Source organism: Methylobacterium sp. Leaf87 (assembly GCF_001422775.1).
GTDB lineage: Bacteria > Pseudomonadota > Alphaproteobacteria > Rhizobiales > Beijerinckiaceae > Methylobacterium.
The window spans coordinates 172,563-198,693 of record NZ_LMMI01000012.1 but is presented as its reverse complement, the minus strand read 5'-3'; the positions used below and the strand labels follow the sequence as shown (position 1 = coordinate 198,693).

Here is a 26,131-nt window from a genome sequence, read left to right as displayed (position 1 = left end):
ATGCTTTTATTCGCGACAGGCCGCGCAATTCCGCGTCGAAGGAGCTATATTATGAACAGTGATCGAGCGGCGCCACCAGCCTCGCTCCGAAGGAGATCCCATTCCATGACGCCCTCCGCCACCCGTGAAACCGCGAAGATCTATGCCTTCCCCGTCGGGGGACGCCTCGGAACGGAGCGCCGGGATTCTGGCCGCTCGCCTGTCGATGCCAAGCCGATGCAGTCGCCTGCCACGTACGTCGATTGCGGTTATCACGAAGCCGCGCTGCTGGATTCGGACCGTTCCCGCAAGGCCTGACCGGACACGGATCAGACCCGGACACCGTAGTGCCCGATCAGACGCCGAAGATCGACCAGCCGAGGCGCTTGGTGAGCGCTTCGAGGGCGATCCGGCCGAGGTGGGAATTGCCCGAGGCGTCGAGGCCGGGCGACCACACGGCGATGGAGGCACGCCCCGGCGCCACGGCCAGGATGCCGCCGCCGACCCCGCTCTTGCCGGGCAGGCCGACGCGGTAGGCGAACTCGCCCGAACCGTCGTAATGCCCGCAGGTGAGCATCACCGCATTGATGCGGCGCGCCCGTTCGGCCGAAACGACGGAATGACCCGTCGAGGGTGTCCGCCCCGAATGCACGAGGAAGCGCCCCGCCGTGGCGAGCTGTCGGCAAGTCATGCTGATGGCGCAGTGATGGAAGTAGACGCCGAGGGTGAAATCCACTGGGTTGTCGAGGACGCCGAAGGATTTCATGTAATTGGCGAGCGCTACGTTGCGGAAACCCGTGCGTAGCTCGGAAGCCGCCACGGCCTCGTCGATGGCGATGCTCGGATCTTCGGCCAGGAACTGCATGAAACGCAGGATCTCGCCCAAGGCCTCCCGCGGCTGATGTCCCGACAGGATCACGTCGGTGACCGCGATGGCGCCCGCATTGATGAAGGGATTGCGCGGAATTCCACGCTCGCGCTCCAACTGGACGATGGAGTTGAACGGGCTGCCCGAAGGCTCGCGCCCGACCCGGCGCCACAGGCGGTCCCCGACCATGCCGAGGGCCAGGGTCAGGGTGAACACCTTCGAGATGCTCTGGATCGAGAACGCCACGTCGGCGTCGCCGCCGGACGCGACGGTGCCGTCGGCATCGATGACGACGAGGCCGAAGGCGCCGGCGTCGACGCGGGCGAGTTCGGGAATGTAGGTCGCCACCTCGCCCCGGTCGGGCCGGACCCGCATCTCCTCGGCGATCTCCCGCACGACATCGTGCAGGTCGGGGCTGGGCGTTTGCGGCACGGAGCGTCTCACGCGGGCTCAAGGGGCAGTCTCACCGCGACGCAATGAAACTGCCAATCCGGAAACTGCCAACCCGGAAACTGCCAACCCGGAAACCGCCCCTGCGACGAGACGGGGCCGTTCAGCCCGCCAGCTTCTCCATCAGGGCTTCCGACAGGGCGAAGTTCACGAACACGTTCTGGACGTCGTCCTGATCCTCGATCACCTCCACGAGACGCAGGAGCTTCTCGCCGGTCTCGTCGTCGACCTCGATGGTGTTCTGGGCCTTCCAGACCAGCGCCGTGCGGCGGGGCTCGCCGAAGCGCGCCTCAAGGGCCTTGGAGACCTCGCCGTAGGCGTCCTGGGCGCAGGTGATCTCGTGACCGTCTGCATCCGATCGCACGTCGTCGGCGCCGGCCTCGATGGCGGCCTCCAGCATGGTGTCGGCATCCGCCACTCCGGCGTCGAATTCCACCACGCCGACATGATCGAACATGAACGAGACGGCGCCGGTCTCGGCGAGGCTGCCGCCGGACTTGGTGAAGGCCGAGCGCACGTCGGAGGCGGTGCGGTTGCGGTTGTCCGTCTGCGCCTCGACGATGAGGGCGGCGCCGCCGGGGCCGTAGCCCTCGTAGCGGATCTCGTCGTAATTCTCGGAATCGGCGCTCTGTGCCTTCTTGATGGCGCGCTCGATGTTGTCCTTCGGCACGTTCTCGGCGCGGGCCGCGATGATGGCGGCGCGCAGGCGCGCATTCATGGCGGGGTCCGGCAGGCCGAGCTTGGCCGCCACCGTGATCTCGCGGGCGAGCTTGCCGAAGATCTTGGACCGGACCGCATCGACGCGGCCCTTGCGGTGCATGATGTTCTTGAACTGGGAATGGCCGGCCATGGGGTGATCGACTCTCGCGAAAAGGAGCGGCGCCGGAGGAGGCCGGGCCTCCTCGACGGCACGCGGCATCGGGAATGGGCGGCGTTTATAGGCCGGCCCCATGCGACGTGGCAACGCGGCCGCCGCCAAGGCGTTGATCCCCATGAGCAGCCTCGACGAAGCCCACGACCGGCAACGCCCCCACACCGCCTCGCCCGGCGCGCGAGCACGGGCGAAGCCGCACGGAGGGAAACCCGCGGGCTGGGGCCGGCTCGGGCTCGCCGCATTCCTCGGGCTCGTGGCCGGGACGGTCCTGTTCCCGACGACCGCCAAGGGTCGGGAACGCGTGCCGCCCGCGCGTTGAGGGGTCCCAGCCCCGCACAAGCCTGCCGCCGTACCTCCGCCGCTCAGGACGTGACACGCGTTCACACCGGCGGAGGCCAAAGACCTTGGGCATTGTCATCGGCCTCGTCATCGGAATCGGCTGCATGCTCGGCGGGTTCGTCGCCATGGGCGGGCACCTCGAAGTGCTCTGGCAGCCCTGGGAGTTCGTGATCATCGGCGGCATGGGGGCCGGCGCCTTCGTCATGGCCAACCCGATGAAGACGGTGGTGGATTCCGGCAAGGCGAGCATGGACGCCCTCACCGGCAAGGTGCCCAAGCGCAAGGACTACCTCGAGCTTCTCGGCCTCCTCCACGCCCTCATGCGCGAGCTGAAGGCCAAGCCCCGCAACGAGGTCGAGCCCCACCTCGACGATCCGGCGAATTCCGACCTGTTCAAGGCCTATCCGGCCATCGCCAAGAACGCCGACCTCGTCCTGTTCATCTGTGACTACGCTCGCCTGATCCTCATTGGCAACGCCCGCGCCCACGAGATCGAGGCCCTGATGGACGAGGAGATCAACGGCTACCGCAAGGACCGGCTCAAGCCCTACGGCGCCGTCACCATGGTGGCGGAGGCGATGCCGGCGCTGGGCATCGTCGCGGCGGTGCTCGGCATCGTGAAGGCGATGGGGGCGCTGGACCAGTCGCCCCAGATCCTCGGCGGCCTCATCGGCGCCGCGCTCGTCGGCACCTTCTTCGGCGTGTTCATGTCCTACGGCGTGCTCGCGCCGTTCGCGACGAAGATCAAGGTGATCCGCGAGAAGCAGGCCCACGTCTACATCATCGTCAAACAGAGCTTGCTCGCGTACATGAGCGGGGCCGTGCCGCAGATCGCCGTCGAGCACGGCCGCAAGGGCATCTCGCTCAGCGACCGCCCCACCATCGACGAGGTCGAGAACGCCACCGTGAACGGCGGTGCCCAGCGCGAGGCTGCCTGACCATGGATACGCCCCAGGTCCCCCCAGCGGAGGACCCCTCCGGCCAGAAACCGCCGAACACCGACATCCGCGCACGCCTCATCGAGGCGGGCGGCCTGTCCCTCGACCGCCTGCCGATGCTCAGCGTGGTGTTCGACCGCCTGACCACGGGCTGCTCGGACAACCTCAAGCACCTCGTCGCCTCGCCGGTGCACTTTTCCCTCGGCGGCATCCAGAGCGGCCGCATCGGCGAATTGCTCGATGCCTACGACAACAACGCCATCGCGGGCCTCTTCCACGCGCCCGACTGGGACAGCCACATCCTCGTCGGCCTCGACCGCGACTTCGTCTTCACCATGGTGGAGGTGCTGCTGGGGTCCGATGGCGGCGAGCCGCCGGTGGAGGACGAGCGCCCGTTCTCCGGCATCGAGACCCGCATCGCCCAGATCGTGCTGGAGCAGGTCGGCAAGGCGCTCGAGTCCTCGTTCTCCCTCGTGGCCGCCACACCGTTCCGCCTGGAACGGACCGAGACCCGTATGGAGTTCGCCGTCATCGGCGGGCGCGGCAACAAGGCGGTGGAAGCGAAGTTCCTGCTCCAGGCGCTCAACCGCAGCGGCGAGATGTTCCTCATCATCCCGCAATCGGTGATCAACCCCATGCGCCCGAGCCTGTCCAAGGTGCTCACCGGGGAATCGGTGGCCCGCGATCCCATCTGGAGCCAGCAGATCGCGGCCGAGGTGCAGAAGGCGGAAGTGACGCTCCGCGCCGTGCTGGAGGAGCGCACCCTGACCCTCGGCGAGATCTCCGCACTCAAGGTCGGCCAAGTCATCGGGCTCGACGCCACCCCGACCACGCGGGTGAAGCTCGAGGGCAACGACAGGCCGCTGTTCTGGTGCCATATGGGGCAGGCGCAAGGCTCCTACGTCCTGCGCATCGACGAAGCCATCGCCCCCGAGAAGGAAGGCCTCGTGCCATGACGCCTCTGGTTGACACCATCCTGCTCCTCGCGCTCATCGCGACGAGCGCCTGCGTGGTGCCGATGTATCTCAAGCTCAAGCGCCTCGACCGGACCCAGGCCGAGTACGGCCGTATCCTCACCCAGTCGGGCCACGCCCTGAGCCAGGCGGGCGAAGCCGTGCGCGGCTTCAGCACGGAGGGGCGGGCGATCCTCGAGGCCCTCGACGGCAAGATCGAGGAGGCGCGCACGACCCTCGCCGCCCTCGAGAACGGCCGCCGGGCCCTTGCGAACGACCTCGCCCGGCAGGCGCGGGTCCCGGGCGGTTGACCATCTCGCGCCTTCGACCGACTCTGATCCCCGACGCCTCCGATCCTGACGCACGACGTCACCCCTCCACGAGCGGACGATGAGCAACAGCCCCTTCGACGACGCGGAGACCGCCCCGGCGGGCGCCGCCCCCGTATTTCCCACCGTGACGGCGGCGTCTCCGGCCCCGGCCGCCGAGGCGCGCATCGGCGACAACCGCAACATCGACTCGATCCTGCGCATCCCGGTGCTGATCCAGGTGGTCCTCGGCTCGGCGACCATGCCGGTGGCCGACCTGATGAAGCTCGGGCGCGGCGCCATCGTCTCCCTCGACCACCGGGTCGGCGAGCCCGTCGACGTCACCGTGAACGGCCGCGTGGTCGCGCGTGGCGAGATCGTCGTGGTCGAGGAGGACAATTCCCGTTTCGGCGTCTCCCTGACGGAGATCGTCGGCCCGGCGGATTCCGGACAGAATGGCTGAGCCGATGAGCGTGGGCAGCGTGCCGATTCCGCAAGCGCCGCCGGGCCTTCCGCGCCAGCTCGCCCCCGTGGACGAGGTCGCGGCCCTGCTGCTCGCCATGGGCAAGCCGGCGGCCGGCCGCCTGCTGAAATATTTCGAGGCCGACGAGATCAAGCGCATCACCCGCTCGGCGATGCAGCTCGGCTCCGTCAGCGCCGGTCAGCTCGACACCATCGTGGATGCGTTCTCGGGCGAGTTCTCCAACGGCGGCAGCCTCGTCGGCACCGTGCAGGAGGTGGAGAAGCTCCTCACCGGTCTGATTCCCGCGGCCCAGCTCGCCGAGATCCTCGCCGATGTGCGCGGTGATTCCACCCGGTCCGTCTGGGAGCGGATGTCGGAGGTCTCCGAGACCGTGCTCGCGAGCACCCTCGTCAAGGAGCATCCGCAGACGGCGGCCCTGATCCTGTCCCGGATCAGGCCCGCCACCGCCGCCAAGGTGATGGCCCACCTGCCCCAGCCCCTGCGCAACACGGTGATGCGCCGGATGCTGACGTTCAAGCCCGTGGTCGACGAGATCATGCAAGCGGTCCAGCGCGCGCTGCACGACGACTTCCTCATCAACGGCTCGCGTAATTCGGGGGCCGACACCCACGCCAAGATGGCCGACATCATCAACAAGATGGAGCGCACGCAGATCGACGAGGTGCTGACGAGTCTCGGAGAATCCAGGCCGAAATCCGTGGAGATCCTCAAGGGCCTGCTCTTCACCTTCGACGATATCGTCAAGCTGGCGCCGCGCGCGCGCACCACCCTGTTCGACGCCGTGCCGAACGACCGCCTCGTCATGGCCCTCAAGGGCACGGACGCCGAGTTCCGCACTGTGGTTCTGAGCGCCCTGTCGGCGCGCGTGAAGCGCATGGTCGAGCACGAACTCAACGGCGGCGAGCCGGCCGCGCAGAAGGACGTGCTGGAAGCCCGGCGCTCGATCACGGATCTCGCCATGGAGATGGCCGGGCGCGGCGACATCGAGATCAATGCCGGAGGCGAGGTTGAGCCCCTCGTCCGCTGAGGCGCCGCACCGCATGACGGGTCTGGGCATCGCCGACCGGACCGCGCCCGCGTTGCGCGGCCCCGTGCATGTCTGACGATCAGGAGAGCAAGACCGAGGACGCCACCGAGAAACGGGTGCGCGACGCCGTCGAGAAGGGCGACGTCCCGTTCTCCCGCGAAGCGCCCGTGTTCGCCTCGATCCTCGGGATGCTCATCGCCTTGAGCCTCGTGGTGCGCGACGGGACCGCCCCCCTGGTGCGCGATCTCATGACGTTCATCGACCACCCGCGCGATTTCGCCCTGGAGAACAGCCAGGACGCCGCGCGCATCCTCGAAGGCACCGCCCTGTCGGCGGCCAAATTCCTGCTCCCGATCCTGGCGATCATCGGCGGGTGCAGCCTCGTCGCCTCCCTGGTGCAGAACGTGCCGAGCGTGGTCGGCGAGCGCATCCGGCCGCAATGGTCCAGGATCTCGCTGGCCAAGGGCTGGGGACGGATCTTCGGAAAGGCCGGTCAGGTCGAGTTCCTGAAATCGCTCTTTAAATTCTTGAGCGTCACCATCGTCGCCCTGCTGCTCCTGCGCTCGGAGGGCAACAAAGCCGTGAATGCCATGTTCTCCGACCCGAGCCAGATCCCCGAACTGATCCTCACCGTGGCGATCCGCCTCGTGTCGGTGGTCAGCATCGCCACCATCGTCATCGTGGCGGCCGACCTCGTGTGGTCGCGCCTGCGCTGGCAGCGCTCGATCCGGATGTCGAAGCAGGATCTCAAGGACGAGCACAAGCAGGCCGAGGGCGATCCCCTGGTCAAGGGGCGCCTGCGCTCCATGGCCCAGGACCGTTCGCGCAAGCGCATGCTCGCCAACGTCAAGAACGCCACACTGGTGATCGCGAATCCGACCCACTACGCCATTGCGCTCCGCTACAATCGCGACGAGCAGCCGGCCCCCCTGGTTCTCGCCAAAGGCAAGGACCTCCTCGCCCTGCGCATCCGCGAAATCGCCGAGGCGAACGGCGTTCCGGTGGTGGAAGACAAGCCTCTCGCAAGGTCCCTGTACGACAGTGTCGAAATCGATCGGATGATCCCGGCGGAGTTCTATAGCGCCGTGGCCCAGGTCCTGTTCTTCCTGTTCTCGAAAGCCCGCTGATGAGCGTTTTGCCCATGCTGGACCCCCTGCCGGACACCGTGCCCAGCCCCCACCAGGGCGACACCGCGGACGTGCTCGCGGCGGCCGAGCGCGTGTTCGCCACGGCGATCCGGGACTTCATCGCGGAACTGTGCCTCCTCGACGGCGGCATCCTGATCGGATGGGTGCAGGGCGAGCGCCACGGCAACATCGCCGACCTCGTCGCTTCCTCGGCCGAGCCGTTCTTCAAGGAAGCGACCATCGCTTATGCCGACGGAGCCGACGTGCGCTTCGACTGGGGACGCTCCCTCACCGTCGTCCTCGACATGGAGTTCGTCACCGCCCCCGTGACGGTGTTCTTCAAGCTCGTCCTCGACGGCGTCTACGTTGGTGTGGCGATCCAGCGCATTCTGGCCGACGAGGGACCGGGCTTCTGCCTCGACGGCTTCGCGAGCGCCCTGGCCGAGGCTCGGCTCGCCCCGGTGGCAGGCTGATCGCGCTCGGCGACGGGGCACACGGTCTCCGAGATCGTCGTTTTTTAGGATTCCACCAAGACTTGATCGGAGCCCACGCCCATGGATGCCGGGTGATGGAACTCTGACCTATGGGGATCGGGCATTGACCTGTCCTGGCGCGCCAGACATGGATGATCCGGCAGACGCGAATCGGTGGATGACGCAAAGCTTTGGACGACATCGTACCGAACAACCACAGATCGTACGCAGACCTGGATAAAGCGGCTCGTGCCGGGCAATATTGAAAATACTCTATCTCCATCGAGCCTTTAGCGCGAAGATCGGCGATAACTTCGCAACTACAGAAGCGGAGACTCGGCAAGGATTAATAGGCTCTGCGATCTTTCTTCGATCGCAGAGCCAGCCAAGGCAGAACGATCACAAGTCGCTCCGGTCAACGACGTCACCGGAGCACTGGGGGAGAATGGCAGCCCGGCGGGCTGACCATCACGACGTCGGAGGCGATGGATGTATATCTTGGTCGACACCCGGCAATCGGTGAACGCCGGGTACAAGGCCAGTTTCGACCGGGAGGGCATCTCGTCCCTCGGTCTGGCACCGGACGAGTTCGCCAATTGGTTCCAGGCGTCCTCGCGCCTGGACCGTGAAGCGATTCAGGGTTTCCTGCTGGGTGATTTCGAGGACAGGGCCAGGTGCGCCGGCACCATCCGCCGGCTCTCGCGCGCACCGATCATCGCGCTAAGCGACGTGCGGTCCCTCGACCAGACGCTGCTGCTGTTCGAGGCGGGCATCGACGACGTGCTGCCCAAACCCGTCCATGTCCGCGAGATCCTGGCCCGGTCGGAGGCGATCTGGCGCCGGGTCAACGGCGGCGCTCCCCTCCCGCCTCGCGACGTGCCCGCCCCCACGGAACGCCTCAAGGTGTTCTTCGACGGCCGCGATCCGGAGGTGGACGGCGAAGTCCTGGCCCTGCCGCGTCGCGAGCGGCACATCCTCGAATGCCTCGTGCGCAACCGGGGCAAGCGGATGACGAAGACGCAGATCTACAACGTGGTCTACGGCGTCTACAGCAACGGCGTCGAGGAGAGCGTCATCGAGGGGCACGTGAGCAAGCTGCGCAAGAAGCTCTCCGCCCGGCTCGGCTTCGACCCCATCGAGGCCAAGCGCTTCATGGGCTACACCTTCGTTGGGTAGCCCGCCGACCCCGCCACGTGCCGCTCATTGACAGAAGGTCTTGGCCCCCGGCGTCCAACCGCCGAAGCCCGACGCCACCATGTTGGCGATCACCCGGCAGACATAGGTCTTCTGGGCGGGATTGTTGTTGGGCCCGGCATGGTAGCGGGCCACCGCCAGGGTCCAGCTGCCCTCGCGCGCCTTCAGCTCCTTCAGGAAGCGCGTGGCGTATTCGACGTTCTGCGCCGGGTCGATCATCCCCTCCAGGGATGTGAACTTCGCCCGGTGGTAATGATGGTTGATCTGCATGCAGCCGAGATCGACGAGTTTCACGCCGTTGCGTTGAGCCTCGCCGAGGCGCGCCACCACATCGGCCGCGTTGGTGCCGAAATACGCCTTGCCGGCGATGTTCATGGCATAGGGCTGGAGCGAGCCGCGGTTGCCGCTCTCCGTCAGGCCTACGGCATAGAGGACGCCGAGGGGCACGCCGTGCTTCGCCGCCGCGCCCGCCATCTCACGCTCGCAGATCGTGCTCGCCACCGGGGGAACACCCGCCTGGGCGGTCCCGACCGCAGCCGAGATCCCCCTAAAGGTACAGGCCGCTGCGGTCAGGGCCGGAAGAAATCGTCTCATGGGTCCGCTCATGGGTCAGGTCTGCTCGCTCATCCGCATGCGTGTCGCCCCCGCGCCGGGGGGCCTGGTCGGGGTTGGCGCCCCCCTGCGCCTGGCCGCCCTGGCCACCCGGCTGGAACGACGTCCCCGCACCGGGACGACCGCCCTCGCCCTGGGACGGAGCGCCGGCACCGTTCGACGCGATGGTGATGGTGTCCGGCTGGTAGCCGGAGTTGCGCAGCAGGTCGGTGAGGAGGGCGCCGTCCTGGCGCAGGAGGGCGGCCGTCTCCTCGCGGCTGGCATGGAGACTCATCTCGAGCTGGCCGTCGCGCAGGCGCATCCGCACGAGGACGGTGCCGAGATCCATCGGCCGGAGCTGGATGGTGAGGAGCCGCAGGGGTCCCTCGGTGCCGGGCGTCGCGGCGGCGGTTGTGGCCGTGGCCGCCGGACGGGCCAGTTCGGCGGCCACGGCCTCGGCGACCTGACGGACCGGCTCGCCGAGGGCGGCGGACGGCAGGGTGCCCGCCGGCGCCGTGGCGACGGGCGCGATGGTCTCGCGCGGACCGGCCTCGGCGGTGAGAACGTCTCCAGCCGTCGATTGGGCGGCCTCGACGGGAAGCGCTTGGCCGGCGAGGCGCTGGACCGTCGGCGAGGCCACCGTCGCGGTCTCCGTCGTGGCCGGTGCGGCCTCGGCCCGGCGCGGCTTGCCGGATGGCTCGGCCGACGGCGCGGGCAGCGATCCGGCCGGTGGCACCGGAGCACCGGCTTGGGGCACCGGGGCAACGGCTTGGGGCACCGTAGGGTCGATGGCGGACGGTGCGGCAGCCGGGGCGCTTGTCGGTGCGGAAACGGCGGCCACACCAGCGCCGACGGCGGCGCCGAGGGGCAATGCCGCCTCGCGCGCGGGCACGGCGTCCGCCACGGCGGCGGCGAGGGTCGGGAGGATCGGCGCGGGGGCGACGGGCGCCGGGGTGGCGCCGGCCTGGCCCGCCGACGCGGGGAGCGCGGCGGCCTGCCCGGCGACGAGCCTCGGCCTCACCGGCGCGAAATGCGTCTCCTGCTGGAGGATCGTCACCTGGGGACGGGATTCGGCAACGGTCCGCGACACGGCATCGGCCTCGACCGAAACCGCCCGGGTGGGACCATCCTGCATCGGGGCGGTCTGGACCGGGCCGCTCCGGGCCTGCCCACTCCCCCCGGCCGCCAGAGCGATCCCGGCGGCGAGGTCCGCCACGCCCACCGGGACGGCCGCGCCTTGCGCGGACACGGCTTGGTCGGACTCAGCGGTCGCGCGGGGCGCCACGGCGGGGGCGAGGACGGGAGCAGGGACGGCGCCCGGTACCGCCCGCGCGAGGAGCGCGTGGAGGGCCGCCGGGTCCATGGTGGTCGCCGACAGTTGCGGGACGGTGCCCGTATCGACGGCGGCGACGAGGCCGAGGAGGGGGTTGGCCGGTTCAACCGGAGACGGGCCCGCGCCGGACGCCGCCTCGTCGCCGGCCCTATCCGCGCGACCGGCCGTCTCCTTGGCGGGACGGCCCTCCTGGAGCGCGCCGAGGACGGCACCGAACGCTTCGGCGACGCCGTCCGCCGACGCCTCGACGGCTTCCGCCCCGCTTCGGATTGCGACGGCCTCGGCCGGACGAGGCGCCGGCTTCATCGCAGCGAACGTGTTCATCGGCCGCTCTTCCTCATCAGGTCGTCGATCTGGCCGATCGCCCCCTGGGCACGGGCGATGGCGGGCGTGGTCGGAAGTTCGCGGGCAGCGAGCCGGGACGGCTCCGGCGCAGGCGGGGGCGCGTCCGGGACGCCCGGCACGTCGCGGATCTCCCGCGCGGTGGCGAGCGCCGCATCGAGGAGGTCGCGGTCGGCCGCCGCGAGGACGCTGCGGTCGGTCATCCGCAGGGTCTCGACGCTCTCCTCGAACCGGCCGTCCACCACCACGAGGGCGGCGGCCCGGTAGAGGCGTGCCCGGATCGCCGCGACGGAGCCCGGCTCGGTCAGGGTCACGGTGCGCTCGGCGGCGAAGATCGCGGTGGCGTTCTTGCCCTGGTCGAGGGCGGCGCGGGCCACGAGGAGGTAGAGGTCGCGTCGCCCCTCGGGCTCGATCTCGTCGAGCATCGCCTGCAGGCGGGCGAAACGGCCGGTTTCGGCCCCGAAATCGAGGCGGGTCAGGGCGGCGGCGAAACGCCGGCGGAAGTTGCCGGCATAGACTGAGTGGCGGAACCGGCGGAGATACTGGATCGCCAGGGCCTCGAATTTCACGAGGTCGTTGCCCTGCGCCAGGACGAAGATCTCGCGGCGGAGCGCCCCCTCCTCCACCAGGGTGCCGGGTGCCAGCAGACGGGCGAGGTCGAGAAGGCGGATCGACTGGGCGGGGTCGTCGCGCACCACCAGGGCCGACTGGGTCAGGGCGAGCTGCGCCCCGAGGCCCACGGGCACGGAGGCGGCGTCGATCTTCGTCAGGAGCGTGCGGGCTTCCTTCTCGCGCCCTTCTAGGAAGGCGAGGGAGCCGAGCACCAGGGGCGTGCTGTCCGCCGGAACCTTGGACGAGGCGAGGATGTGGCGCAGGAGCGCCGGGCCGCCGCCACCGAGGGCGAAGGTGACGGCCGCGCGGATGTTGACCGGATCGGCCCAGGCCTCCGGTTCGAGGGCGCGCATCCGCTCCTCGGCATGGGCCAGGAGGGCGCGCTGGCCCGTATGCGCCGGCCCCGACCCTTGGGCGATCCGATCCTGCAGCAATTGCAGGGTCCGCACCATCTCGACGGGCACGGTGTAGGGCTTGACCGGCAGGGGATCGATGGGGGCGGCCGGCGCCGCGCCGTGTCCGCCACCGCCGTGGGAATCGGCGGCGTACGCAGGGGGCTGCGCGCACAGGCCCATGGCCAAGGCAACGATGGCGAGGCGCGACCGCAGCTTCGCGTTCGCCCACCAGGTCGATCCGGGCACGGGTCCCCACACCTTCCAGGAGAGGGACAGGGTGAGGTGTGCGACCTTTCCGGAGAAGCCACGCACCTCACCCCGACCCTCTCCTTCCAGGAGAGGGAGCCCGTCGCGACTATGAGAGCCCCGGCGATCCTTCGGCACCGATGTCACTCGGGTCGCCCGCGCAGAAGAATCTCGATGCGGCGGTTCTCGGCCGCCTTCGGGTCGGCGGGGTTGCGCGGCTGGCGGTCGGCGTAGCCCTCGATCCGCTCCAGGCGCGCATCGGCGAGGCCGCCGCGCACGAGCATGTAGGAGGCCATCTGGGCCCGAGCCGAGGACAGGCGCCAGTTGTCGTAGGTCTCGGAGCGGAACGGGCGCCCGTCGGTGTGGCCGCGCACGATCACCTGGCCGGGCCGGTCCTTGAGGATGCGGGCGACCTGTTCGAGGGCGCGCACCACCTTGGCCTGGGGCTCGGCCGAGCCGACGCCGAACATGCTGAAACTCACATCGTCCGTGAGGCTGATGAGGATGCCTTCGCCCGTGCGGCGCACCTCGACACGGGGCGCCGGGGCGTTGCCCTGGGTCTGCACCGCCTTGGCGATCTCGGCCTTGAGGGCGGCGACGGCTGCCGTCTCGGCGGCGTCCGCCGCGGCCTTGACCGCGTTCGCCTCCCGGTTTTCCTTCTCCCGGTTCTCCTTGGTGGGCTTCGGCGCAGCGGCCTCGGCGGGCTTCGGGGTCATCGGCAGGGGGGCGGGCAAACGGATCTCGCCGTCCTCGGGCAGGGCCGAGGCGAGCTGGATCGGCGCGGGCTTCGGCGCGCCGGTCGATGCGGTGCCCTTGGCCGGCGCAGTCGCGGCACGCGCGTCGAGGCGGCCCTCCTGCGGCAGGGGGCTGACCGTGGCGGCGGAGCCCGGCTGCTCCGTCCGTGCCTTCGCCACGGGGGCGACCTGCCAGTAGAGCGGATCGAACGGATCGCGCGCGGCCTCGCCGCCCCGGATGCCGGGCTCGCCGGTCTCGGAGGCGACGGTGTCGGCGCTGGAGAATTCGGCTTCGGCGTCCGCCGCGAGCTTGGCCAGGACCGCGTAGGGGTCCTGGAACAGGGCGGCCTCGCGGGCACGGCTGCCCGGGGCCGCATCGGCGCCCTTGCCGTCGCCCTTCCCCTCTGCCTTGCCATCCCCCTTGCCACCTGCCTCCTCGGCCTTGCCGTCCTCGGGGGACGGCTCGCCGGGGGTGTTGGTGGGATCGCGCACGCCCTTGCGATCGAAGGTGACGTCGGCGAGCTTCACGGGATTGAAGTACTGGGCGATGGCGGTCTTCGTCTCCTTGGTGGTGGAGCCGATGAGCCACAGCACCAGGAACAGGGCCATCATGGCCGTCATGAAGTCGGCGAGCGCGATCTTCCAGGCGCCGCCGTGGTGACCCTCGTCGTGGTCGGCGTGGCGCTTGATGATGATGATCTCGTGGTGATCGTCCGCCATCACGCTAGGCTCCTTCGACGGCGGCGGTGAGCAGTCCGGCCCAGGCGCCGAGCTGCGTTTCGATCAAAGTCTGGTCCGACTGGATCGTGACCTCGACGGTCTCGGAGGGGCTGAAGGCCACGGTCGATTCCACCGCGCCGAGCTTGCCCGCGAGGGCGTCGAGGAGGTCGGCCGGCCCACCGATCCGCACGGGGGCGTGGCGCGGATCGCCGAGCAGCTGGGCGAGGGTCAGGGCGAGTTCGTCCACGGCCTGGCGCCGGAGGCCGGCCGTCAGCACCGGCACCAGCAGATTTCCGACGCGGTCGGTGAGCTGGCCCCCGAGGGCATGGATCGCGGCGGAGAATCCGGCAGCGAGGCGATCGCTCTCGGCCGCGCACCAATCCGCGCGGGCCGCCGCGAGGCGGGCGTCGAAATCGGCCTGCGCGAAGGCCAGGGCGGCGGCGGACTCGGCCTGCGCCTGGGTGCGCCCCTCGGCCCGGCCACGGGCTTCGGCGTCCTTGAGAAGCGCGGCCCGGTCCTCCGGTGGGGGAGCGGGGACGGCCGGCGAGGGCACGCGCAGAAGAACGGCAAGACCTTCGGACGCGTCGGAATTCGCCGACGCACGGGGTGCGGCCGGAGGGCGGGACGCGGTCGCGGGGACGGAGAAGTCGGGGAGCAGGCGGGCGATCGCGGGGGCCATCACGCGGCCTCACGCAGGAGCCAGCGCTTCAGGATCTCGGCGGCCTGGGCTTCGTCGGTCTCGATCATCTGCTCCAGTCGCTTCTGCGGCGAGCGGGCGAGCTTGTCGGCGAGGTCCTCGATCATGCCGGCGACACCACCGGCGGGCGCGGCGAGGCTCGGCACATCGCCGGCGCCGACGGCGCTGTTCCCGAGGGCCAGCCCCGGCGCGGTTCCGTCGGCAAGGGCCGCGTTGCCGTTGGCGGCGGCCGTCGCGGCGGCCAACGCCAGAACCTCTTCCTGCTGGGCGGCGGGGATTTCGAGGATGGCGCGCATGGCCGGGCGCAGGCCGAACCAGATCAGCAGGCCGGCCACCAGCAGGATGGTGCCGGCGTTGATGAGGGTGGCCGACTGGCGCATCAGCACGTCCATGATCCCCAGCGGCGGCACGGCCTCCAGGGGCTGGCCGTCGTTGACGAAGCCGACGGCCGCGACCTTGACGTTGTCGCCGCGCTCCTTGTTGAAGCCGGCGGCCGAGCCGACGAGCTGCTCGATCTCGGCGACCTGGGCGTCGATCTGGGCCTTGGTGGCGTCTGGGCCGGCGAGGGAAGCGAGGCGCGCGCGGTTGACGAGGACCGCGACGGAGATCTGGCGGATGGCGTAGCCGTCGCTCACCGTCTGAATCGTCTGCGAGGAAATCTCGTAGTTGGTGAGATCCTCGCGCTTCTGGGTCTCGTTGCTGGAGGAGTCGTTGCCGTCCGAGCGGGTGCGGGCGTCGGGCAGGTTCTGGGCCGCCGAGGTGGTCTTGGCGGCGTTGCGGTTCTGGGCGTTCTCGGTCTCGCGCACGGCCCGGGTCGAGCGCTCGACGCGCTGGTCCGGGTTGAAGATCGTCTCGTTCTTGACGGTCTTGTCAGTGTTGAGGCGGGCGGCGACGCTCACCTCGAAATTGCCGACGCCGAGGTAGGGGGTCAGGGTCCGGCGGATGTTGTCCTGAACCTCGTGCCCGATGGTCTTCTCGAGGGTCGCCATCTTGCCGGTCGGCTGGGCGTTGGTGTCGTCGCCCGACAGGAGCAGCGAGCCGCCGGAGCCGATCACGGTGACGCGGTCGGGCTTCATGCCGGGCACCGCCGAGGCGACGAGGTGGCGGATGGACTGGGCGCCGCTGACGTCGTCGGCGGGCTCGGTCCGGACGACGACGGAGGCCGAGGGCGGCTGCTGGTCGCGGCGGAACGAACCGCGGTCGGGCAGGACGATGTGGACGCGGGCGGCTTTCACGCCCTTCATGCCCTGGATGGTGCGGGCGATCTCGCCCTCCAGGGCGCGGACGCGGGTGACCTCCTGCATGAACGAGGTCATGCCGAGGGAGCCGAGATCGTTGAACAGCTCGTAACCGGACTTCGCGCTCTGCGGCAGGCCCTTCTCGGCCAGCAGCATGCGGGCCGTGGCGGTGTTGCCGTAGGAGACGAGGACGGCGGCGCCGTCGGCGCTCACGTCGAACGGGATGTTGGCGTCCTTCAGGACGCTGCCGATGCGCCCGACATCCTCACGGCTGAGGCCGGTGTAGAGCGTCTCCTGGGCCGGGCGGCTGAGGTAGTACGCCCCGAGACCGACAGCGAGGAAGACCACCACGCCGATGAGCGAGAGGGCGGCGATCCGCCGTCCCCCGAGGGCGAGGATGTTGTTCCAGAGGCGTTCGGCGTGTTGGAGACCGGACATTCGGTGGGCTGCTCCGCTTCAGACCCGCGATCTGATGGAGCTCTTTTCACGATGCTGCCTTGCGCGGAGATTGCGCCGCATCATCGAAATGCGATGCCGGACGGGAACCTTTCGGGGGAACGCCTAAAAGAATGATCGCACCAGCCCGCTCACCAGCATGTTCCAGCCGTCGATGAGGATGAAGAACAGCACCTTGAACGGCAGGGAAATCACCGTCGGCGGCAGCATCATCATGCCCATGGACATCACCACCGTGGACACGATCATGTCGATGACGAGGAACGGCAGGGCAATGAGGAAGCCGATCTCGAAGCCGCGCCGCAACTCGGAGATCATGAAGGCCGGGATCAGGATGCGCAGGTCGACGGTCTCGCCGCCCTCGGCCTTCGGGATGGTGCGGCTGGCGAGATCCGTAAAGGTCTGGAGGTCCTTGGGGCGGACATGCGCCACCATGAACTCGCGGAACGGCTCGACGATCTTCGGAATCGCCTCGAGTTCGGTGATCTTGTTCTCGGTCAGCGGCCGCAGCCCCTCGTTCCAGGCCCGGTCGAAGGTCGGCGACATGACGTAGAACGTCATGAACAGGGACAGCGACACGAGGAAGATGTTGGCCGGGGTGCTTTGCAGGCCGAGCCCCGAGCGCAGGAACGAGAACGCGATGGCGAACCGGGTGAAGCTCGTCACCATCACGAGGAGGCCCGGCGCCAGAGACAGCACCGTGAGGAGCGCCACGAGCTGCAGGATGCGCCCGCTCGCGGCGCCGTTGCCGGCCGGCAGCAGGGCATCGAGGGCCGGCAGGCCGGTGGCCGACTGCGCGCCGGCCACGCCCGTGAAGGCGAGGGTCGCTGCGGCCGCGAAGGCCAGGGTGGTGATGCGTCTCATGGGGTTTTCCGTTGGTCGCGCCCGCGTCGATCCTGGCGGCTCTCCTCCTCGCAAGGGGGAGGGAAGGTGCCCGCTATTGCACCACCAGCATCTCGACGATCAGTTCACGCACTTGACCCTTGGTGCGCAGGGCGACGCGCTCGTTGAGGTCCTCGCGCAGGTGCTGGAGGCCGCTGGCTCCCTCGATCTGGCGCATGGAGACCGTGCGCAGATACGCGACGATGTCGGCGCGGATCTCGGCCAGCGCGATATCGGGATTGGGGACGGCGCCGGTCTTGAACACCACGGAGGATTCGAGGCGCACCCAGGCATCACCCGAATCGGCGAGGTTGGTCACCACGGAGCCGACGGGGCGCAGGGCCAGATCACCGGTGTATTTCAGCACCTTCACCGCCTTGCTCTCGGCCTCCTTCGTCTTGCTGTCGACGGCCTTCTCGACCTTGGAGAGGAGATACATCCCCAAGCCTCCGCCGGTGCCGATGGCGACGAGGCTCACCAGCGCCAGGGCGGCGATCCAGCCCTTGCCGCCGCCCTTCTTCGTGTCGTCCTTGGCCGCCATCGCGTGCGTCTCCGCTTCAGGGGGGCGTCAGAACGGGGCCAGGGTTTCGAAGACCTGCTGGCCGACGCTCGGGCCCTGCACGTCGGTGATGCGCCCCCGCCCACCGTAGGAGATGCGCGCCTCGGCGATCTTGTCGTAGTCGATGGTGTTCTTGCGTGAGATGTCGCGCGGGCGGACGATGCCGGCGACGTTGAGCACGCGCACCTCGTTGTTGACCCGGACCTCCTGCGAACCCGAGATCACCATGTTGCCGTTGGGCATCTGCTCGGTGACGATGGCGGCGACCGACAGGCGCAGCACCTCGGACCGGTCGATGTTGCCCGCCCCCTTGGTCTCGGTGCCGGAGCGGATGCCCGCATCGGCCGTCGCCTTGTCGCTGAGCGCCGAGACGCCGTAGCCGAAATCGAAACCGAGGCTCGACTTCTGGCTGCGCGAGCGGTCGCTCGAATTGCCGAACTGGGCCTTGTCGTCGATGAGGATCGACACCGTGATCACGTCGCCGATGTTGCGCGCACGCGGGTCCTGGAACAGGTCGACGCTCGAGGGCGACCAAGTCGAGTGGTAGGTCCGGCGCGAGAGCGAACCGAAGGTGGTGGGCAGGGCCTCGCGCGGCGGGGACAGACCCGTGCCGATCGGAGTGAGGAGGGGCGGCTGGCCGAGTTGGGCCATGGGCGTGTTGCAGGCCCCGAGCCCAGGCGCGAGGAGCGCCAGGACGAAGCCGGCGCGCAGACGGGTGGCAGGCATCAGGATTTCTCGCTTTCACGGGCTTTCTTGCCCGCATCGGTCATCATCCGGGCGAGCTGGGCGGCGCGGGCCGCCTCCATCTCGCTCAGGATCGCGCTCGCGGTGCGGGCGTTGAGCTTCGTCAGGATCGCGGCCGCGCCCTCGTCGGGCATGTTCGCAAGCTGGAGGGCGGCGGCGTCGGGGCGCATCTTCTGGTAGATCGCCACCACGCCGGTATCGGCCTTGGCGAGGAACTCGTTACGGCGCGCGAGCCAGGATTCGTACTCGGCGCGTTTCTCCTCGAGGCGCCGGATGCGCTCGTCGACCTGCTTTTCCAGGATCGCGAGCTGCTCCTTCTGCCAGGCGAAGCGGGCATCGGCCGCCGCGTCCGCGATGCTGGCGCAGTAGGGCGACGGCTTGGCGGGGGTGGCATTGGCGGACGCGGATCTGGCCGGCTCCGGCGCGGCCGGGGCTTCGGGCAACCGGACCTCGGCCACCTGAGCGACCTCGGGAAGCCGCACGGCGTCGGGCGCCACCTCGGCCGGCTTCGACTCGACCAGCTTGGTGTCGATCGGTTTGGTGTCGGCGAGTTTGGACTTGCCCGGAGCCGACTTCGGAAACGGGCCGGGATTGAGGCCGGACACCGCAGGCTTGCCACCTTCAGGCTTGCTGCCCTGGGCGCGCACGGGACCGAGAGCGAGGGAGGCCACGGCAAGCAGCCCCAGGCAAACCAGCATCCGCACGGCCATCGGGGCAAGCCCCCGGGACGGAACCGTCCGCGCGTGGCCCGGGACGACCATCCGGGCCGCCTCGCCGGCGATTCGCAGAGCCTTCGTCGAACTCATTGAACCACGAGCTCCGCCTGCAGGGCCCCGGAGGTCTTCACCGCCTGGAGGATCGAGATGATGTCGCTGGGCTTCAGGCCGACGTTGTTGAGGCCCCGCACCAGGGTCTGGAGATCGGACCCGCCGATGATCGCCATGCGGCCGGACTGCTCGTTGACGGCGACCTCCGTGCGCGGAACCACGGCCGTGACGCCGTTGGAGAACGGTGCCGGCTGGGCCACCTCGGGGGTTTCCGTCACCCGTACGGTCAGGTTGCCGTGCGTTACGGCCACGGTGGAGATCTGCACGTTGCGTCCGATCACCACGGTGCCGGTGCGCTGATCCACCACGACGCGGGCCGGCGCATCGGGCTGGACGGTGACATCGCCGATCTCGGCGATGAACCGGGTCTGCGTCACCTGCGGCGGGCGGATGAGCGCGATGGCGCGCTGGTCGCGGGCGGTGGCCACCCGGCGGCGGAAACGCTGCAGGGCGTAGGCGTTGATGGCGTCGGCCACCATCGTGGCGGTCTTGAAGTCGGGGTTCTTCAGTTCGAACACGAGTTCGGGCAGGTCGCGGAAGGTGCCCGGCACCTCGCGCTCGATCATCGCACCGTTGGGGATGCGCCCGGCGGTGGGCACGCCCTGCGTGATGGTTTCTGCCGCGCCGCCCACGGCGAAGCCCGACACGGCGAGCGGTCCCTGCGCGGCGGCGTAGGTCAGGCTGTCGCCGCCCATGAGGGGCGTCATCAAGAGGGTGCCGCCCTTGAGGGAGGTGGCGTCGCCGAGGGAGGTCACGGTGACGTCGATGCGCGAGCCGGTGCCGGTGTAGGGCGGCAGGTCGGCCGTCACCATCACGGCGGCGACGTTGCGGGTGCGCAGGCGCGCATCGCGGACGTTGATGCCCATGCGGTCGAGCATGGATTGCAGGGATTGCTCGGTGAACTGGGCGTTGCGCAGGGTGTCGCCCGTGCCCTGCAGGCCGGTGACGAGGCCGTAGCCCACGAGCTGGTTGTCGCGCACGCCCTTGAGGTTGGCGATGTCCTTGATGCGCGTGCCCATGGCCTGCGCCGGCAGCGCGGCCAGGACAAGCGCCAGGGCGAGGAACCAGAGGCGCATCACTGGCCGGAGCCGGTGCGGATGCGTCCGTCGGCCATCACCGTGCCGAGGACGATGCGTCCCGTATCGGCGTTGCGCACCCGGATGGTCTCGCCGAGTCCCCCGTTCTGGAGGGGCGAACCGACGGCGGTGATGAGCAGGCCCTGCTCCTCGAACACGATCTGGGTCGCCACGTTGCGGCTCACGAGGCGGGGATCCTCGACGGCGTTGACGGGCACGGGCTCGCCCGGCAGCAGCATCCGCCGCGCCGTACGACCGGCGATGGCCATGGGCGCGTCGATGACGGCGGTACGCGCCTTGAAGCTCTCGGGGTAGGCCTGGAGGCGCAGCATGCCCGGCTTGATCACGTCGCCGGCGTAGATCGTCACGGTGGGCACCGGCAGGAGCAGTTCGGTGGCCCGGGACGAGACGGGGCCGAACGGGACGGCGCAGGCGAGCGCCAGGGCCAGGCCCGTGAGGCCACCCGCGAATCCGCCGCCGAAAGTCGTATGGCCCATGGTGGTCGTGCCTCGCTGTGAAGGGCCGGGCGGCGGGCGCGCGGGGCGCGGGCGGTCCGCCGTCGCCGGCCGGGTTCGATGGCGTCGGAATCGGGGTGGGTTCGGGATGGGCGGCGCCCGCTGACTCAGCGGATGCCCTTCGAGACCGTGCCGGCCATTTCGTCGGCGGCTTGGATCACCTTGGAATTCATCTCGAACGCGCGCTGGGCGGTGATCATGTTGGTGATCTCCTTCACCGGATCGACGTTGGAGCTCTCGAGGTATCCCTGCTGGATCTTGCCGAAGCTCAGGTCGCCCGCGACCCCCACCACGGCGGCACCCGAAGCGGCGGTCTCGCGATAGAGGCCGTTTCCGAGGGGTTCGAGACCGGATTCGTTGGCGAAGTTGGCGAGCGAGAGCTGGCCGATGTTCTGGGCCTGGACCTGACCGTCGATCTTGGCGAAGACCTGACCGGACCCGTTGATCACCACGTCGACGGCGTTGGCCGGGATCGTGATGGCGGGCTCGACGGTGTAGCCCTCGAGGGTCACGAGCTGCCCGGTGTTGTTGCGGTTGAACGAGCCCGCCCGGGTGTAGTTGATCTCGCCGTTGGGGTTGGTGATCTGGAAGTAGCCGCGCCCGTTGATGGCCATGTCGAGCTGATTGGCGGTGTTGGCGAGCGGCCCCTGCCGGTGCAGGTTGCGGATGGCGGCCGTGCGCACGCCGAGGCCGAGCATCGCGCCCTCGGGCACCGGCTCCTGGCCGGCCTGGTTCGGGACGCCCTGCTGGCGCTCGGCCTGATAGAGCAGATCGGTGAACTCGGCCCGCGCGCCCTTGAACCCGGTGGTGTTCAGGTTGGCGATGTTGTTCGCGATGACCTCGAGGTTCATCTGCTGGGCGTTCATGCCCGTCGCGGCGATGGCAAGTGCTCTCATGGTTTTGGGAGTCCTTCGAGCCTCAGCCCGAACAAGGGGAACCGGTTCTTGTCGTGAGGCGCTGCGCCGACCTCAGATCGCCATGCGGCTGAGTTCGAGATAGGCGGCGACGACCTTGTCGCGTACGGCGATGGCGGTCTGCAGGCTCTGCTCGGCGGACATCACCGCCTCCACGACCTGTTGCGTCGAGGCCTTGCCCTGGATCCCCGAGATGGCCGTGGCCTCGCCGGTGCGCAGCGAGGTGCGGACCCCGGCGGCGAGCTGGGCCATGACGTCGCCGAAATCGGCCCCCGGCAGGGCGCCGCCCGTGGACGCTGCCGGCATGGTGGCGAAACTCGCCGGCCGCAACGGGGCGGCGGCGCTGGGGCCGGAAAGGCCGGCGGCCCTGTCGAAGGCCGAAAGCGAGGCGAGGGCTTCGATCATCGGCGCAAACTCACGTTCTCAGGAGGTCGATGATGCTGGAGACCATGGCGCGAGCCTGCTTGATCACCTGCACGTTGGCTTCGTAGGAGCGGTTGGCCTCGCGGATGTCGGCCATCTCGATCAGGGCATTGACGTTGGGCAGCTTGACGTTGCCCTCGGCATCCGCCGCCGGGCTCCCCGGATCGCGCTCGATGCGGAACGGGCTGGTGTCGGTACCGATGCTGCGCAGCTTGACGCTGGCCCCGCCGGCGGCGCGGTCCATGGCGGCGCTGAAGCTCACGGTCTTGCGCGAATAGGGGTCGGCGCCGGGGGAATCGCCCACCGACTGGGCGTTGGCGACGTTCTCGGCGGCGATGCGAAGGCGCAGGGACTGCGCCTCCATGCCGGCACTGGCGAAACGGGTCGAGGCGGCGAGGGGATCGATCATCAGCTGCGCACCGCCGCCTTCAGCATCCGGTCGAATGCCTTGACGATCCCCATGTTGAGCCCGTGGTCGCGGCTGACCTCGCCGGCCTTGAGCATCTCTTGCTCGAGGCTCACGGAACTGCCGGTGCTCAAGGCATCCCAGGCGTCCGCCGCCGTGACGGGCTTCGTGGGGATGCGTCCCTCTTCCGAGGCGACGTGGGTGCTCGCCGTCATCGCGAGACCGGCGGCGCCGGTGCGGGCCATCACGTCGGCGAAGGGCACGACATCGCGGGCCTTGTATTCGGGTGTGTTGGCGTTCGCCACGTTGCTGGCGATGGTCGCCTGCCGCACGCCGAGATACCGGGCCTGCTGCGAGGCGAGGTCGAAAAGATAGACGCCTGTCACCGCGCGCTCCGAATGCATTCGATATCCGCTTCCTAGGGAACCAATCTTGTCCCAGGCTGACGCGCGACGTGGCCCGGCCGGCGGCTTGACAGGGTCATCGGCTGCGCCTCAGTGCCACCCTCCCTTCGATCGTGCTGCGCCCACGCGCCGAGCCCTCTCATCAGGCGTCCCATGCCGGTCCCGTTTCCGCCCCGCGTCCCCGGTCGATCCGCTTGAGCGGTCCCGACGCCCGACGCCCGCAGGCGTCCCGCCATGCCGCGGGCGCGACCGTCGGCCCCGGCGAGGACGAGCACTGGATTCCGGCCAAGAACCGGTTTTCGCGGGTGGTGTTCGGTTTCCCCGACCTCACCGGCGACGCGTGGTGCAGCCTGCGTTTCCGGCTCGGCTGGGATGCGGAGGAAGCCGCCGCGGGCGCCCTGGATTTCGCCCTCGTGGGGATCGATTGCCTGGCCCCCGACGGATCGAGCCTCGATCTCGACCACGTGCCGGGCCTCGACCGGACCCTCCTCGACCCGCACGGCACCTGGATTCCCGGACCGGCCTACCTGCCGGCGGAGGCCCGGGCCCTGCGCGCCGGCATCTGCCGGCTGGCCTTCCTGCTGCCGGCCCCCGCCGCCGCGATCACCGTCACCATCCGCTCTTGGCGCAACACACGCCCGTTCACGGTGGCGGAGGCCACCCTGGCCCAGGGCGGCCCCTCCCCTTCCCCGCGCGTGCGTCGCCGCCTCGCGCCGGAGCCGGACTGGATCGTCCATGCCCTGGTGCCGGGCTGCGGTCTCGTCCTGCGGGGACAGATCTTCACGGCCGTCCCGCGGAGCCACGCGGCCCTGGCGCGCGTGGTCTACCGGGACGCCGCCGGCGCCGCGCTGGAACCGCCCTATCCGGGCACGATCTCGGTGCCGTCCCTCGGGGCCCTCGTTGATCTCTCCGCGCACCAGCAGGCCCGGCGCTTCACCCTGGAACTCGCCCCCGTGCCGGGTGCGGAGCGGGTCGAAGTGGGGTTTGCCACCTGGGACGCCGGGAGCCCGGACGCGGAACTGCTCGCCGCTCCCGAGATCGCCCTCGAGGATCGCCTGCGCCTGGAGAACCTGTGCGGCGACGATGCCCTCGACGCGCCGGACTTCCTCGCCCGCCTCGCCGAGCGCCTCGACCTGCCCGTCGCCTCCATCGCCGGCTGGTGCCCGGGCCCGGAGGCGGCCGCGATCCCGCAGGTGCTCGCCCTGGCGCGAGATCTCCAGGGCGATGAAGGCGCCCCGCGCACGGGCCTCGACCGGGTCCTGCGCCTCGGTTCGCAGACGGCGTGGACGGTGCCCGAGCGACCCGACTGGAGCGAAGACCCCTTCCGGTCGGTGGCATGGCGGATCGAATACCAGGGTCTCGGCTGGCTCGTCGCCCTGGCGGGGACGCCCGGGGGAGCGGCCACGGCCCTCGGCCTCGCCGTGTCGTGGTCGCGGGCCAACCCGTGGGGGTCGCCCGCCGACGGCCTCGCCCTGCACCCCTCGGCCCTTGCGACCCGCACCGAAACCCTCGTCCATCTCCTCGGGCGTGCGGGCACGCCGGGCAGTGCCGCCGCCCTGGTGCTGACGGGCGAGGTGGTGCGCCATGGCTTCGCCCTTGCCGAGATCGTCGGCCAGAACACCTTCGGGCGCTCGCTGCACCAGATTCAGGCGGCGGCGGTGCTGCACGGCGTCGCCCGCGCCCTGCCGCGCCTGCCCCTGGCCGCCCATTGGCTCGGCCTCGCCGAGGCGGGCCTGCGCGCCGGCGTGGAGAGCCAGCTCGACGCCGAGGGGCGTTTCGCGGCGCCGTCCCTCCACCAGCGCCTCGAACTCGCGACCCTCCTGCGGGTGCTCGCCCGGAGCGTGGGTGACGACGGCCTCGCGGGGTTTCTCTCAGGCCGGGTCGCCAAGGTCCTGCCGGGCCTCGCGGGCCTCCTCGATCCGGGGGGACGCTTGCCGCCCTTCGGCGATACGCCCGCCAACGGCGATGCGGCGGGCTGGATCGGGCGCCTCGTGGCACGCTCCGGAAGCACCTTGGTGGCCGAGCGCCGCGACCCGCGCGGTCGCCCCGCCGCGAGTGCCCCGCCCCTGCCGTCGGATGCCGGGACGGACATGATCGCGGCCCGCTCGGATGCCCCCGGACGGGGCTGGTCCCACTTCGCCTGCACGTTCACGGGCCAGACCTCCACCGGTCAGGGGCACCGCGACTGCACCTCCTTCGTCCATGCCAGCGAGGGCGTGCGCTGGGTCGTCGAGGCCGGGGGCTCGGCACAGATCGAGACCGGGCCGGCACGCCACCACATCCTGTCGGCCCATGGCCACAACGTCGCCTGGCCGGACGGGTGTGAACCCGGGGCCGGCGCGGCCCGGCTCGCCGGGGCCATCCGCCTCGACGGCGCCCAGGCCTGCGCCATCGCCACCACCGTGCACGGGCCGGCCTACGATCACCGCCGCGTCTTCGTCCTCCTCGACGACCTTTCGGGCCTCGCCGTGCTCGACCGGTTCACGGCCGGTGACGGGCCGGTGACGTTCGAGGGCCTCGTCCATTTCGGCCCCGACATCGTCGCGGCCCTAGCCGGCCCGCGCCGGGCCATGGCGCAGTCCGGCCGCGCCCGACTCTCCGTCGTGCCCGTGGCGCTGACGGGCCGGACGGCGGGCTTGTCCCTTGCCATCGGCTGCAACGAACACCCGGGCGGCCTGCGCGGCTTCGTCTCGGACGGCGGCGGGCCGCTCCGACCGGCGAGCGTCCTGCGCTACGCCATCGCGGGCCGGACCGGGGCCTGCGGCGGCGTCATCCTCGGGTCCGATGCATCCGGGGAAGCGCGCCTCGCCCGCCTCGTGACCGAGGCGGCGGTGTCGGGCCTGCTCGCGGGACGCTGATCCCGAGCGAACGGCGCAAGGCAGGTCCGCGCGACACGGCGCGGTCAAGGCGTTGCATATCCGCGCCATAACCATCATCACACGACCCAGATTTTCGGGCCGTTCGGATCGCCATCGTCAAGATGCCGCGAGCCGAAGAGTCGGC

The 26,131-nt window shown here is 70.0% G+C and carries 28 protein-coding genes and 1 pseudogene; 11 read left to right on the top strand and 18 right to left on the bottom strand.

Features of this window, described 5'->3' with window-relative positions; translation table 11 throughout:
* Positions 1–105: 105 nt before the first annotated feature.
* Positions 106–297, top strand: a complete 192-nt coding sequence (locus tag ASF22_RS23710) for a DUF2735 domain-containing protein (protein WP_056166471.1) — start codon at positions 106–108, stop codon at positions 295–297.
* 37 nt (positions 298–334) lie between these two features.
* Here ASF22_RS23710 and ASF22_RS08930 read toward each other — a convergent pair whose 3' ends face one another.
* Positions 335–1,279, bottom strand: a complete 945-nt coding sequence (locus tag ASF22_RS08930; RefSeq protein WP_280137412.1) for a glutaminase — start codon at positions 1,277–1,279, stop codon at positions 335–337.
* A gap of 121 nt (positions 1,280–1,400) precedes the next feature.
* Entirely contained in the window at positions 1,401–2,147 is a 747-nt protein-coding gene (locus ASF22_RS08925) for a YebC/PmpR family DNA-binding transcriptional regulator (protein WP_056263480.1), read from the bottom strand.
* Between the two features lie 100 nt (positions 2,148–2,247).
* Here ASF22_RS08925 and ASF22_RS08920 point away from each other — a divergent pair, with 100 nt between their 5' ends.
* The 9 genes from ASF22_RS08920 (at position 2,248) to ASF22_RS08880 (ending at position 8,996) form a co-directional block, all read left to right on the top strand.
* Positions 2,248–2,490, top strand: coding sequence for a hypothetical protein (locus ASF22_RS08920; RefSeq protein ID WP_056263478.1), 243 nt, complete (start codon positions 2,248–2,250; stop codon positions 2,488–2,490).
* Between the two features lie 85 nt (positions 2,491–2,575).
* Entirely contained in the window at positions 2,576–3,448 is an 873-nt protein-coding gene (gene motA / locus ASF22_RS08915; RefSeq protein ID WP_056166462.1) for a flagellar motor stator protein MotA, read from the top strand.
* 2 nt (positions 3,449–3,450) lie between these two features.
* Positions 3,451–4,404 carry a FliM/FliN family flagellar motor switch protein gene (locus ASF22_RS08910; RefSeq protein WP_056263476.1) on the top strand — a complete coding sequence of 318 codons (954 nt, stop codon included), beginning with the start codon at positions 3,451–3,453 and terminating at the stop codon, positions 4,402–4,404.
* Entirely contained in the window at positions 4,401–4,712 is a 312-nt protein-coding gene (locus tag ASF22_RS08905) for a hypothetical protein (protein ID WP_056263474.1), read from the top strand. The genes ASF22_RS08910 and ASF22_RS08905 overlap by 4 nt, the downstream gene beginning before the upstream one ends.
* A 79-nt stretch (positions 4,713–4,791) precedes the next feature.
* A complete protein-coding gene (gene fliN, locus ASF22_RS08900; protein WP_056166453.1) occupies positions 4,792–5,172 on the top strand; it encodes a flagellar motor switch protein FliN in 381 nt (126 codons plus the stop codon).
* Complete coding sequence (locus ASF22_RS08895) at positions 5,165–6,220, top strand: flagellar motor switch protein FliG (RefSeq protein WP_156398760.1); 1,056 nt, start codon at positions 5,165–5,167, stop codon at positions 6,218–6,220. Before fliN ends, ASF22_RS08895 begins: the two co-directional genes overlap by 8 nt.
* Positions 6,221–6,288: 68 nt before the next feature.
* Positions 6,289–7,347 (top strand): flagellar biosynthesis protein FlhB, encoded by a 1,059-nt coding sequence (flhB, locus tag ASF22_RS08890; RefSeq protein WP_056166451.1) that lies wholly within the window; start codon positions 6,289–6,291, stop codon positions 7,345–7,347.
* Complete coding sequence (locus tag ASF22_RS08885; protein ID WP_244474231.1) at positions 7,347–7,820, top strand: hypothetical protein; 474 nt, start codon at positions 7,347–7,349, stop codon at positions 7,818–7,820. The genes flhB and ASF22_RS08885 overlap by 1 nt, the downstream gene beginning before the upstream one ends.
* Positions 7,821–8,309: 489 nt before the next feature.
* Positions 8,310–8,996, top strand: coding sequence for a response regulator transcription factor (locus ASF22_RS08880; protein WP_056263472.1), 687 nt, complete (start codon positions 8,310–8,312; stop codon positions 8,994–8,996).
* A 24-nt stretch (positions 8,997–9,020) separates the two neighbouring features.
* On the opposite strand, the gene ASF22_RS08875 is transcribed toward ASF22_RS08880, so the two are convergent.
* From ASF22_RS08875 to flgB, 16 genes and pseudogenes are all read right to left on the bottom strand, one after another.
* Positions 9,021–9,608 (bottom strand): lytic transglycosylase domain-containing protein, encoded by a 588-nt coding sequence (locus ASF22_RS08875; RefSeq protein ID WP_082478751.1) that lies wholly within the window; start codon positions 9,606–9,608, stop codon positions 9,021–9,023.
* Positions 9,562–11,262, bottom strand: coding sequence for a flagellar hook-length control protein FliK (locus tag ASF22_RS08870; protein ID WP_056263470.1), 1,701 nt, complete (start codon positions 11,260–11,262; stop codon positions 9,562–9,564). The genes ASF22_RS08875 and ASF22_RS08870 overlap by 47 nt, the downstream gene beginning before the upstream one ends.
* Entirely contained in the window at positions 11,259–12,599 is a 1,341-nt protein-coding gene (locus ASF22_RS08865; RefSeq protein ID WP_280137411.1) for a chemotaxis protein MotC, read from the bottom strand. Before ASF22_RS08865 ends, ASF22_RS08870 begins: the two co-directional genes overlap by 4 nt.
* A gap of 77 nt (positions 12,600–12,676) precedes the next feature.
* Positions 12,677–13,987, bottom strand: a complete 1,311-nt coding sequence (locus ASF22_RS08860; protein ID WP_056263467.1) for a MotB family protein — start codon at positions 13,985–13,987, stop codon at positions 12,677–12,679.
* A gap of 4 nt (positions 13,988–13,991) precedes the next feature.
* On the bottom strand, positions 13,992–14,666 hold the full coding sequence (locus tag ASF22_RS08855) for a hypothetical protein (RefSeq protein ID WP_056263465.1): 675 nt from the start codon (positions 14,664–14,666) through the stop codon (positions 13,992–13,994).
* On the bottom strand, positions 14,666–16,360 hold the full coding sequence (gene fliF / locus ASF22_RS08850) for a flagellar basal-body MS-ring/collar protein FliF (RefSeq protein WP_056166431.1): 1,695 nt from the start codon (positions 16,358–16,360) through the stop codon (positions 14,666–14,668). The genes ASF22_RS08855 and fliF overlap by 1 nt, the downstream gene beginning before the upstream one ends.
* 123 nt (positions 16,361–16,483) lie before the next feature.
* Entirely contained in the window at positions 16,484–17,242 is a 759-nt protein-coding gene (fliP, locus tag ASF22_RS08845; protein ID WP_056166428.1) for a flagellar type III secretion system pore protein FliP, read from the bottom strand.
* Between the two features lie 73 nt (positions 17,243–17,315).
* Positions 17,316–17,801 (bottom strand): flagellar basal body-associated FliL family protein, encoded by a 486-nt coding sequence (locus ASF22_RS08840; protein ID WP_056166427.1) that lies wholly within the window; start codon positions 17,799–17,801, stop codon positions 17,316–17,318.
* A gap of 27 nt (positions 17,802–17,828) precedes the next feature.
* Positions 17,829–18,545, bottom strand: coding sequence for a flagellar basal body L-ring protein FlgH (gene flgH, locus ASF22_RS08835; protein WP_056166424.1), 717 nt, complete (start codon positions 18,543–18,545; stop codon positions 17,829–17,831).
* Positions 18,545–18,931 (bottom strand): annotated as a pseudogene (locus tag ASF22_RS25300) (MotE family protein); the annotation flags it as partial. The pseudogene ASF22_RS25300 and the gene flgH, both read right to left, overlap by 1 nt.
* 434 nt (positions 18,932–19,365) lie before the next feature.
* Positions 19,366–20,466 (bottom strand): flagellar basal body P-ring protein FlgI, encoded by a 1,101-nt coding sequence (gene flgI / locus ASF22_RS08825; RefSeq protein WP_056166419.1) that lies wholly within the window; start codon positions 20,464–20,466, stop codon positions 19,366–19,368.
* Complete coding sequence (flgA, locus tag ASF22_RS08820) at positions 20,466–20,963, bottom strand: flagellar basal body P-ring formation chaperone FlgA (protein WP_082483590.1); 498 nt, start codon at positions 20,961–20,963, stop codon at positions 20,466–20,468. Before flgA ends, flgI begins: the two co-directional genes overlap by 1 nt.
* Before the next feature lie 125 nt (positions 20,964–21,088).
* Positions 21,089–21,877, bottom strand: coding sequence for a flagellar basal-body rod protein FlgG (gene flgG / locus ASF22_RS08815; RefSeq protein ID WP_056166416.1), 789 nt, complete (start codon positions 21,875–21,877; stop codon positions 21,089–21,091).
* A 72-nt stretch (positions 21,878–21,949) separates the two neighbouring features.
* Complete coding sequence (locus ASF22_RS08810; RefSeq protein ID WP_056166413.1) at positions 21,950–22,300, bottom strand: flagellar hook-basal body complex protein FliE; 351 nt, start codon at positions 22,298–22,300, stop codon at positions 21,950–21,952.
* A 10-nt stretch (positions 22,301–22,310) separates the two neighbouring features.
* Complete coding sequence (gene flgC / locus ASF22_RS08805; RefSeq protein ID WP_056263463.1) at positions 22,311–22,727, bottom strand: flagellar basal body rod protein FlgC; 417 nt, start codon at positions 22,725–22,727, stop codon at positions 22,311–22,313.
* On the bottom strand, positions 22,727–23,128 hold the full coding sequence (gene flgB, locus ASF22_RS08800; RefSeq protein ID WP_082478753.1) for a flagellar basal body rod protein FlgB: 402 nt from the start codon (positions 23,126–23,128) through the stop codon (positions 22,727–22,729). Before flgB ends, flgC begins: the two co-directional genes overlap by 1 nt.
* A 194-nt stretch (positions 23,129–23,322) precedes the next feature.
* Here flgB and ASF22_RS08795 point away from each other — a divergent pair, with 194 nt between their 5' ends.
* Complete coding sequence (locus ASF22_RS08795; protein WP_056263461.1) at positions 23,323–25,986, top strand: heparinase II/III family protein; 2,664 nt, start codon at positions 23,323–23,325, stop codon at positions 25,984–25,986.
* Positions 25,987–26,131 lie beyond the last annotated feature (145 nt).

Coding starts and splice junctions, on each gene's coding strand:
- ASF22_RS08925 (WP_056263480.1), bottom strand. CDS start 2,147: ATGGCCGGCCATTCCCAGTTCAAGAACATCATGCACCGCAAGGGCCGC.
- fliP (WP_056166428.1), bottom strand. CDS start 17,242: ATGAGACGCATCACCACCCTGGCCTTCGCGGCCGCAGCGACCCTCGCC.
- ASF22_RS08920 (WP_056263478.1), top strand. CDS start 2,248: ATGCGACGTGGCAACGCGGCCGCCGCCAAGGCGTTGATCCCCATGAGC.
- flhB (WP_056166451.1), top strand. CDS start 6,289: ATGTCTGACGATCAGGAGAGCAAGACCGAGGACGCCACCGAGAAACGG.
- flgI (WP_056166419.1), bottom strand. CDS start 20,466: ATGCGCCTCTGGTTCCTCGCCCTGGCGCTTGTCCTGGCCGCGCTGCCG.
- ASF22_RS08860 (WP_056263467.1), bottom strand. CDS start 13,987: ATGGCGGACGATCACCACGAGATCATCATCATCAAGCGCCACGCCGAC.
- ASF22_RS08875 (WP_082478751.1), bottom strand. CDS start 9,608: ATGAGACGATTTCTTCCGGCCCTGACCGCAGCGGCCTGTACCTTTAGG.
- flgC (WP_056263463.1), bottom strand. CDS start 22,727: ATGATCGATCCCCTCGCCGCCTCGACCCGTTTCGCCAGTGCCGGCATG.
- ASF22_RS08885 (WP_244474231.1), top strand. CDS start 7,347: ATGAGCGTTTTGCCCATGCTGGACCCCCTGCCGGACACCGTGCCCAGC.
- fliF (WP_056166431.1), bottom strand. CDS start 16,360: ATGTCCGGTCTCCAACACGCCGAACGCCTCTGGAACAACATCCTCGCC.
- ASF22_RS08910 (WP_056263476.1), top strand. CDS start 3,451: ATGGATACGCCCCAGGTCCCCCCAGCGGAGGACCCCTCCGGCCAGAAA.
- flgH (WP_056166424.1), bottom strand. CDS start 18,545: ATGCCTGCCACCCGTCTGCGCGCCGGCTTCGTCCTGGCGCTCCTCGCG.
- ASF22_RS08895 (WP_156398760.1), top strand. CDS start 5,165: ATGGCTGAGCCGATGAGCGTGGGCAGCGTGCCGATTCCGCAAGCGCCG.
- ASF22_RS23710 (WP_056166471.1), top strand. CDS start 106: ATGACGCCCTCCGCCACCCGTGAAACCGCGAAGATCTATGCCTTCCCC.
- flgG (WP_056166416.1), bottom strand. CDS start 21,877: ATGAGAGCACTTGCCATCGCCGCGACGGGCATGAACGCCCAGCAGATG.
- ASF22_RS08880 (WP_056263472.1), top strand. CDS start 8,310: ATGTATATCTTGGTCGACACCCGGCAATCGGTGAACGCCGGGTACAAG.
- flgB (WP_082478753.1), bottom strand. CDS start 23,128: ATGCATTCGGAGCGCGCGGTGACAGGCGTCTATCTTTTCGACCTCGCC.
- ASF22_RS08905 (WP_056263474.1), top strand. CDS start 4,401: ATGACGCCTCTGGTTGACACCATCCTGCTCCTCGCGCTCATCGCGACG.
- ASF22_RS08840 (WP_056166427.1), bottom strand. CDS start 17,801: ATGGCGGCCAAGGACGACACGAAGAAGGGCGGCGGCAAGGGCTGGATC.
- flgA (WP_082483590.1), bottom strand. CDS start 20,963: ATGGGCCATACGACTTTCGGCGGCGGATTCGCGGGTGGCCTCACGGGC.
- ASF22_RS08870 (WP_056263470.1), bottom strand. CDS start 11,262: ATGAACACGTTCGCTGCGATGAAGCCGGCGCCTCGTCCGGCCGAGGCC.
- ASF22_RS08855 (WP_056263465.1), bottom strand. CDS start 14,666: ATGGCCCCCGCGATCGCCCGCCTGCTCCCCGACTTCTCCGTCCCCGCG.
- ASF22_RS08810 (WP_056166413.1), bottom strand. CDS start 22,300: ATGATCGAAGCCCTCGCCTCGCTTTCGGCCTTCGACAGGGCCGCCGGC.
- fliN (WP_056166453.1), top strand. CDS start 4,792: ATGAGCAACAGCCCCTTCGACGACGCGGAGACCGCCCCGGCGGGCGCC.